Raw genomic sequence first — 7,400 nt, forward strand, 5'->3', positions numbered from 1 at the left:
TCCAGCTTCCAGCTTCCAGCTTCCAGCTTCCAGCTTCCAGCTTCCAGCTTCCAGCTTCCAGCTTCCAGCTTCCAGCTTCCAGCTTCCAGCTTCCAGCTTCCAGCTTCCAGCTTCCAGCTTCCAGCTTACTGGTCAGCTCTCCGCCGTGCTCGCTGTGCGCGGCTCCTGGCCCGCGGCTTGCCGCTCCAGCAGTGGCTTCAGGAAGCGCCCGGTGTGCGAGATCTCGTGCCTGGCGACCTGTTCCGGCGTGCCCTCGGCAATGATCCGGCCGCCACCGGAGCCGCCCTCGGGGCCCAGATCGATCAGCCAGTCGGCGGTCTTGATCACGTCGAGGTTGTGCTCGATGACCACGATGGTGTTGCCGTGGTCGCGCAGCCGGTGCAGCACGGTCAGCAGCTGGCGGATGTCCTCGAAGTGCAGGCCGGTGGTGGGTTCGTCGAGGATGTACAGGGTCTTGCCCGTGTCGCGCTTGGCCAGCTCGCGGGCCAGCTTGACGCGCTGTGCCTCGCCCCCGGACAGGGTGGTGGCGCTCTGGCCCAGGCGGATGTAGGACAGTCCCACGTCCATCAGGGTCTGCAGGCGACGGGCAATGGCCGGCACCGGGGCGAAGAACTCGAGCGCCTCCTCGACGGTCATCTCTAGCACCTCGTCGATGCCCTTGCCCTTGTACTGTACCTCGAGGGTCTCTCGGTTGTAGCGCTTGCCCTTGCAGACGTCGCAGGGCACGTAGATGTCCGGCAGGAAGTGCATCTCGACCTTGATCATGCCCTCGCCCTGGCAGGCCTCGCAGCGCCCGCCCTTGACGTTGAACGAGAAGCGGCCGGGCTTGTAGCCCCGGGAGCGCGCCTCCTGGGTGCCGGCGAACAGCTCGCGGATGGGCGTGAAGATCCCGGTGTAGGTGGCCGGATTGGAGCGCGGCGTGCGGCCGATCGGGCTCTGGTCGATGTCGATCACCTTGTCCAGGTGCTCGAGGCCTTCGATCCTGTCGTGTGCCGCCGGGCTCAGCGCCGTAGCGCGGTTGAGTTCGCGCGCGGCGATCGGCATCAGCGTGGAGTTGATCAGCGTCGACTTGCCGGAACCGGAGACCCCGGTGACGCACACGAACAGCCCCAGCGGCAGGGTCAGGGTCACGTCCTGGAGATTGTTGCCCCGGGCGCCGCTGAGCATTACCTGCTTCTCGGGGTTGCCGGGAATCCGCCAGGGCGGTACCTCGATGCGTTTCTCGCCGGACAGGTACTGGCCGGTCAACGACTCGGGGCTGGCCATGATCTGCTCCGGAGTGCCCTCGGCGACCACCCTACCGCCGTGGACGCCGGCCCCGGGGCCGATGTCGAGCACGTGGTCGGCGGCGCGAATGGCGTCTTCATCGTGCTCCACCACGATCACGGTGTTGCCCAGATCGCGCAGGTGCTCGAGGGTCTTGAGCAGCCGGTCGTTGTCGCGCTGGTGTAGGCCGATGGAGGGCTCGTCGAGGATGTACATGACACCGACCAGGCCGGCGCCGATCTGGCTGGCCAGGCGGATGCGCTGGGCCTCGCCGCCGGACAGCGTCTCGGCGCTGCGCTCCAGGTTGAGGTAGTCGAGCCCGACATTGACCAGGAACTCGAGGCGCGCGCGGATCTCGTTGAGGATCTTCTCGGCGATCTCGCCCTTGCGGCCCGGCAGTGCCAGGTCGTGGAAATACGCCAGCCCTTCGCCGATCGGCAGGCGCACCACGTCGGGCAGTGTGCGGTCGTCGATGTAGACATGGCGCGATTCCTTGCGCAGCCGCGAGCCGTGGCAGGTCGGGCACGGCTGAACGGCGATATGCCGGGCCAGCTCTTCGCGCACCGAGCTGGACTCGGTCTCCCGGTAGCGGCGCTGCATGTTGGGCAGCACGCCCTCGAAGGGATGTTCGCGGGTCACCTTGCGGCCGCGGTCGTTGACGTAGTGGAAGGCGATGTCGTCGCTGCCGCTGCCGTGGAGGATGATCTCGCGCTCGTGGCGAGCCAGATCCTGCCAGGGCGTCTCCAGGGTGAAGCGGTAGTGGTCCGCGACCGCCTGGAGCTGGTTGAAGTAGTAGACACTGCGCCGGTCCCAGCCCTTGATCACGCCCTCGGCCAGCGACAGCTCGGGGTGGCTGATCAGCTTGTCGGGGTCGAAGTACTGCTGCACGCCAAGGCCATCGCAGCTCGAGCAGGCACCTGCCGGATTGTTGAAGGAGAACATCCTGGGCTCGAGCTCGGCGATGGAATAGCCGCACACCGGGCAGGCGAAGCGCGACGAGAAGGCAAGATCGTCGCGCTCTCCGTCCATGAAATGGATCACCGCCGTGCCGTCGGCCAGGCCCAAGGCGGTCTCGAAGGACTCGGCTAGGCGCTGGGCGAGGCCGTCGCGGACCTTGATGCGGTCGACCACCACGCTAATGTCATGCTTCTTGTTCTTGTCGAGCGGCGCGATGTCGTCGAGCTCGAGGACCTGGCCGTCGATCCGGGCGCGGACGAAGCCCTGGGCGCGCAGCTCGGCGAGCAGCTGCAGGTGCTCGCCCTTGCGCCCGCTGACCACCGGGGCCAGCAGCATCAGCTTGCTGCCCTCGGGTAGGGCCAGGACCTGGTCGACCATCTGCGAGATGGTCTGCGCCTCTAGGTCCTCGCCGTGTTCCGGGCAGCGTGGCGTACCGGCCCTGGCGTAAAGCAGGCGCAGGTAGTCGTAGATCTCGGTGATGGTGCCCACGGTGGAGCGTGGATTGTGGGAGGTGGATTTCTGTTCGATGGAGATGGCCGGCGACAGTCCCTCGATATGGTCGACGTCCGGCTTCTCCATCATCGACAGGAACTGCCGTGCATAGGTGGACAGCGATTCCACGTAGCGCCGCTGACCCTCGGCGTAGAGGGTGTCGAAGGCCAGCGAGGACTTGCCTGAGCCCGACAGTCCGGTGACCACGATCAACTTGTCCCGGGGCAGCTCCACGTCGATCTGCTTGAGGTTGTGGGTGCGGGCACCCCTGACCAGAATCCTGTCCATTCCCACCTCGCGGGCCGCGGCAAAACGACAATTATACGGGGCCGGCAGCAACCGCGGCAAAGTCGTCCGGGGGCGCCGTTTCCTGTGCCGCCACGAAACGCTAGAATATGCGGTCCGTCATCGGGCGCTGCGCCCACTCTCAGGAAACCCCGGAATCTCTATGTCCAAGGCCAGATTGCTGTTAGCCGCCGAGCGGCGGGCCATCGTCGGTTTGGCGGGGCTCTATGCCACCCGCATGCTCGGCCTGTTCATGGTGCTGCCCGTGCTGGCCCTCAAGGCCGACGACCTGATCGGTGCCACGCCGCTGCTGGTTGGTCTGGCGCTGGGAATCTACGGACTGACCCAGGCCGTGCTTCAGATCCCCTTCGGCCTGCTGTCCGACCGCATCGGCCGCAAGCCGGTGATCGCCGGCGGCCTGGTGCTGTTCCTGACCGGTAGTGTGGTGGCTGCCCAGGCGGATAGCATCGGCGGGGTGATCCTTGGTCGCTGTCTGCAGGGCAGCGGCGCCGTGGCCGCCGCCATCATGGCGCTGCTGGCGGACCAGACTCGCGAGCAGGTGCGTACCGCGGCCATGGCGACCATTGGCCTGTCGATCGGCGTGGCCTTTGCCGTGGCCATGGTTCTGGGACCGCTGGTTTCGGCACACTTCGGGCTCGGAGGCGTGTTCTGGTTTACCGCCGGGCTCGCAGCGCTGGGGCTCGTCGTGCTGTGGAAGCTGGTACCGCAGGCGCCGCAGCGCCGTGGCCATCGCGATGTTGGCCTGGATCGCGGCCAGTTGCACAGCATTCTCGGGCGTCTCGACCTTTGGCGGCTCGACGCGTCGATCTTCGGCCTGCACTTTATCCTGATGGCAATCTTCGTCGCCGTGCCTTTCCGGCTGGTCAACGCCGGCATCGCCGAGGCGCACCATGGCCTGGTCTATCTGGCGGTGATGGGACTGTCCTTCGTGGCCATGGTGCCGCTGGTGATCGTGGCCGAGAAACGTCGCAAGATGAAGCTGATGTGCCTGGGCGCCATCGCCGCCATCGTGGCAAGTTTGCTGGGGCTGGGTATTGCCGGCAGCAGTTTGATGGTCCTGATGGGCTGGCTGTTCGCCTTCTTTACGGCCTTCAATCTGCTCGAGGCGACGCTGCCGTCGATGATCAGCAAGCTCGCGCCGGCCGGTGCCAAGGGCACGGCCATGGGCCTGTACTCCACCAGCCAGTTCTTGGGTGCCTTCCTTGGCGGCGTGCTGGGCGGCTTCCTGTCCCAGCAATTCGGCTTGACCGCGGTGTTCCTCGGTGCAGCCGTGCTGGGCCTGGCCTGGTTCGTGCTCATGCTCGGCATGACCCCGCCGCGTCACCTGTCCAGCGAGGTGGTGGCGTTAGCCGAGGACCAGCAGGACGATGCCCTGGATACCCTGATGGCGCGCTTCGCCGCGGTGGCCGGGGTCGAGGACGTGCTGGTGGTGCCGGAGGAGCGGTTGGCCTACCTCAAGGTCGATCGTGCCCGGCTGGATAGCGAGGCGCTGTCGCGGCTGACCGGGTTTCGTTGACCATATCACGCTGACTGCCTGCGCCGGGATGGCCCCGGCATGGGGCGAGGATGTCGTGACGGCGACGACCCGCCAGGATCTCGCGTATAGTGGCGGGATCGGTTTTTCTCGACGCCGGGGCGGCCCGGCGCGAGCGTTCAGGAAGTGTTGAATCAATCGGCGAGCAGCGCGCCACGACGCAATTTGCATGCGGCAGGCTGTCATTCAGTGCTTCCTTCACATTCATTCGGGCCTTCCGGGAACCCAGGCCACACCACCTGAGTGTGCCCCGACGGCCAGCAGTCTTCTGCCAAGATCAAGGAGTCAACCATGGCCCGTGGCGTCAACAAGGTCATCCTCATCGGCAACCTCGGCCAGGATCCCGAGGTGCGTTTCACCCCGTCCGGCACCGCAGTGGCCAACCTCAACCTCGCCACCACCGACACCTGGACCGACCGCCAGAGCGGCCAGCGCCAGGAGCGCACCGAGTGGCACCGGGTGGTGATGTTCAACAAGCTGGCCGAGATCTCCCAGCAGTATCTGCGCAAGGGCTCGCGTGTCTACGTCGAGGGACGCCTGCAGACCCGCAAGTGGCAGGACCAGAACGGCCAGGACAAATACTCCACCGAGATTGTCGCCAACGACATGCAGATGCTCGACTCGCGCAGCGGCGGTGACATGGGCGGTGGCTTCGGCGGCCCGCAGCAGGGCGGCAACTATGGTCAACCCCAGGGCGGCCCTCAGCAGGGCGGTAACTATGGTCAACCCCAGGGTGGCCCGCAGCAGGGCGGTAACTATGGCCAACCCCAGGGTGGCCCGCAGCAGGGCGGCAACTTCGGCGGTCAGCAGCAGGGCGGCAACTTCGGTGGCCAGCAGCAGGGTGGCGGCCAGACGCGTCCGGCGCCCCAGCCCGCGCCCAACCAGGGCGGTGGCCAACAGCAGGGCGGCAACTTCGGAGCCCCGGATCCCGGCAGCTTCGACGACTTCGACGACGAGATCCCGTTCTGATCCTGCGCCGCCCCGTCACGAGGAGTTGCCGTGAAGCTGCTGATCCTGGATGCCGGCCATTGCCTGAGCCTTGCTCTGGCGCGGGAGGCCAATCGCCGCAGTGATGTGGAACTGGTCATCGAGCCCGGGCTGGACCTGTCGGTCGAGCGGCTCGATGAGGTGCGTCCCGATGCGCTGGTGATTCCGCCGCTGTCGCGCCCGCTCAGCGCCGATCCGGCCGCCGTCACCGCCCATGCCGAGGCGGTGGAGGCCTGCATGGGGGCCTGTCGCGAGCGCGACGTGCCGATGGCCTGGTGCGTTTCCGACCAGCTCTACGAAGATGGCTTCGAAAGCCCCATCGACGAGCACGTCATACCGGCGCCCCGCGATGAAGGGCTGCGTCGCCTGGTGGCCACCGGCGACCGGATTCGCGCCGAGCTCCCACGCCATCTGATCGTGCGCCTGGGGCCGCTGTTCGCCCTGGAAGGCAGCCACGCCTGGCTTGGCGAGCTGCTCGATACCCTGGTCAGCGGTGGCGGCCTGCGAGCCGAGGCCGACGTGATCTTCTGCCCGACCTCCGCCGACTCGGTGGCCATGGCGCTGATCGGTATTCTTCAGCAGCAGGGCTGTGGCGCCGGGGCCTGGGGCAGCTATCATCTTGCCGGCACCGAGCCGGTCAGCGCCTACACCTTCGTATCGATGGTGCGCACGCAGCTGGAAACCCGGCTCGAGGGGCGCGGCGAGGAGGTCGAACTCGGTGGCGTCAAGGCGCTCAGTCACCATCATGATCAGCCGCTGCGCCGCGTGCTCAACTGCCGGCGAGTGCTCGACGTCTTCGGCGTCCACCAGAAGCCCTGGCGGCTCGAGGTGGGGCGCATGCTCGACATCTGGTGCCTGGCGCGCGACGACGACGCCCGCCCCGTCGAGGAGACCCGCGAGACATGAGCGTGATCCGCAGCATCATCTTCTACATCGGCTACTTCGCCGCCATGCTGGTGTGCGGCGTGCTGTTCCTGCCGCCGGCGCCGCTGTTGCCGCTGCGTTCGCGCTATCGCCTGCTCAATCTCTACAACCACTTCATCATCGCCTGGTTCCGGCTGGCCTGCGGGGTGCACTACGAGATCCGCGGCCGCGAACGGCTACCCGAAGGTCCCTGCGTGCTGCTTGCCAACCACCAGTGCGAGTGGGAGACCGTCTACCTGCAGTTGCTCAAGCCGCCTGTGTGCACGGTGCTCAAGAAGGAGCTACTGAACATACCGATCTTCGGCTGGGGGCTGCGACTGCTGCATCCCATCGCGCTGGACCGCTCCAAGCCCGCACGGGCCATGAAGCAGGTGCTAACCCAGGGCAAGACCCGGCTCGAGGAGGGGCTCTCGGTGCTGATCTTTCCGGAGGGCACCCGGGTCGAGCCCGGCAAGCGCCGGCGTTACAACAAGAGCGGCGCGGTAATCGCCTGTCGCGCCGGCAAGCCGGTGGTGCCGGTCGCGCACAACGCCGGGGAGCGCTGGCCGGGCCGCCACTGGGTCAAGCATCCCGGTCGACTGACGCTGATCGTGGGCGAGCCGATCGAGACGGTTGGCCGCACTCCCGAGGACGTTCTGGCCGAGACCGAGGCCTGGATCGAAGCGCGACTGGCCGAGATCTCCGAGGTACCGCGGCCGCGGGACGAGATGGCCAAGGAGCCTCAGGAGACGGCGGCGAGCTGAACGGCCCCGCTTTGCCGGCCACTGGAACCTGGCAGGCCTGAGGATCCTCGCGCAGCAAAGCTGGGCTTATATGGACCCGTCCCGTTGTGCAAGCCAGAAGCGACGACGCATCAGGTGAGGACTGCACGCTTATATCCGGCCTATGAACGGCACACCCGGTGCCTGGCCTTGATGGAATGCGCGCTCTCCGC

Annotated in this window: 5 protein-coding genes; 4 read left to right on the forward strand and 1 reads right to left on the reverse strand. The window is 66.8% G+C overall.

Annotated features, from left to right (window positions below):
* Positions 1-132 precede the first annotated feature (132 nt).
* Positions 133-3,003, reverse strand: coding sequence for an excinuclease ABC subunit UvrA (gene uvrA, locus ACGTN6_RS20305; protein ID WP_394594845.1), 2,871 nt, complete (start codon positions 3,001-3,003; stop codon positions 133-135).
* A 160-nt stretch (positions 3,004-3,163) separates the two neighbouring features.
* Here uvrA and ACGTN6_RS20310 point away from each other — a divergent pair, with 160 nt between their 5' ends.
* From ACGTN6_RS20310 to ACGTN6_RS20325, 4 genes are all read left to right on the forward strand, one after another.
* A complete protein-coding gene (locus tag ACGTN6_RS20310) occupies positions 3,164-4,537 on the forward strand; it encodes an MFS transporter (RefSeq protein WP_394594847.1) in 1,374 nt (457 codons plus the stop codon).
* Between the two features lie 309 nt (positions 4,538-4,846).
* Positions 4,847-5,524 carry a single-stranded DNA-binding protein gene (gene ssb, locus ACGTN6_RS20315; RefSeq protein ID WP_394594848.1) on the forward strand — a complete coding sequence of 226 codons (678 nt, stop codon included), beginning with the start codon at positions 4,847-4,849 and terminating at the stop codon, positions 5,522-5,524.
* A 30-nt stretch (positions 5,525-5,554) separates the two neighbouring features.
* On the forward strand, positions 5,555-6,448 hold the full coding sequence (locus tag ACGTN6_RS20320; protein WP_394594850.1) for a sugar nucleotide-binding protein: 894 nt from the start codon (positions 5,555-5,557) through the stop codon (positions 6,446-6,448).
* Complete coding sequence (locus ACGTN6_RS20325; protein ID WP_394594852.1) at positions 6,445-7,209, forward strand: lysophospholipid acyltransferase family protein; 765 nt, start codon at positions 6,445-6,447, stop codon at positions 7,207-7,209. Before ACGTN6_RS20320 ends, ACGTN6_RS20325 begins: the two co-directional genes overlap by 4 nt.
* Positions 7,210-7,400 lie beyond the last annotated feature (191 nt).

This window comes from Halomonas sp. B23F22_20 (assembly GCF_043496985.1).
GTDB lineage: Bacteria > Pseudomonadota > Gammaproteobacteria > Pseudomonadales > Halomonadaceae > Halomonas.

Bases quoted from the DNA above. Each gene is read 5' to 3' on its own strand.
- ACGTN6_RS20325 (WP_394594852.1), top strand. From the start codon at position 6,445: ATGAGCGTGATCCGCAGCATCATCTTCTACATCGGCTACTTCGCCGCC.
- ACGTN6_RS20310 (WP_394594847.1), top strand. From the start codon at position 3,164: ATGTCCAAGGCCAGATTGCTGTTAGCCGCCGAGCGGCGGGCCATCGTC.
- uvrA (WP_394594845.1), bottom strand. From the start codon at position 3,003: ATGGACAGGATTCTGGTCAGGGGTGCCCGCACCCACAACCTCAAGCAG.
- ssb (WP_394594848.1), top strand. From the start codon at position 4,847: ATGGCCCGTGGCGTCAACAAGGTCATCCTCATCGGCAACCTCGGCCAG.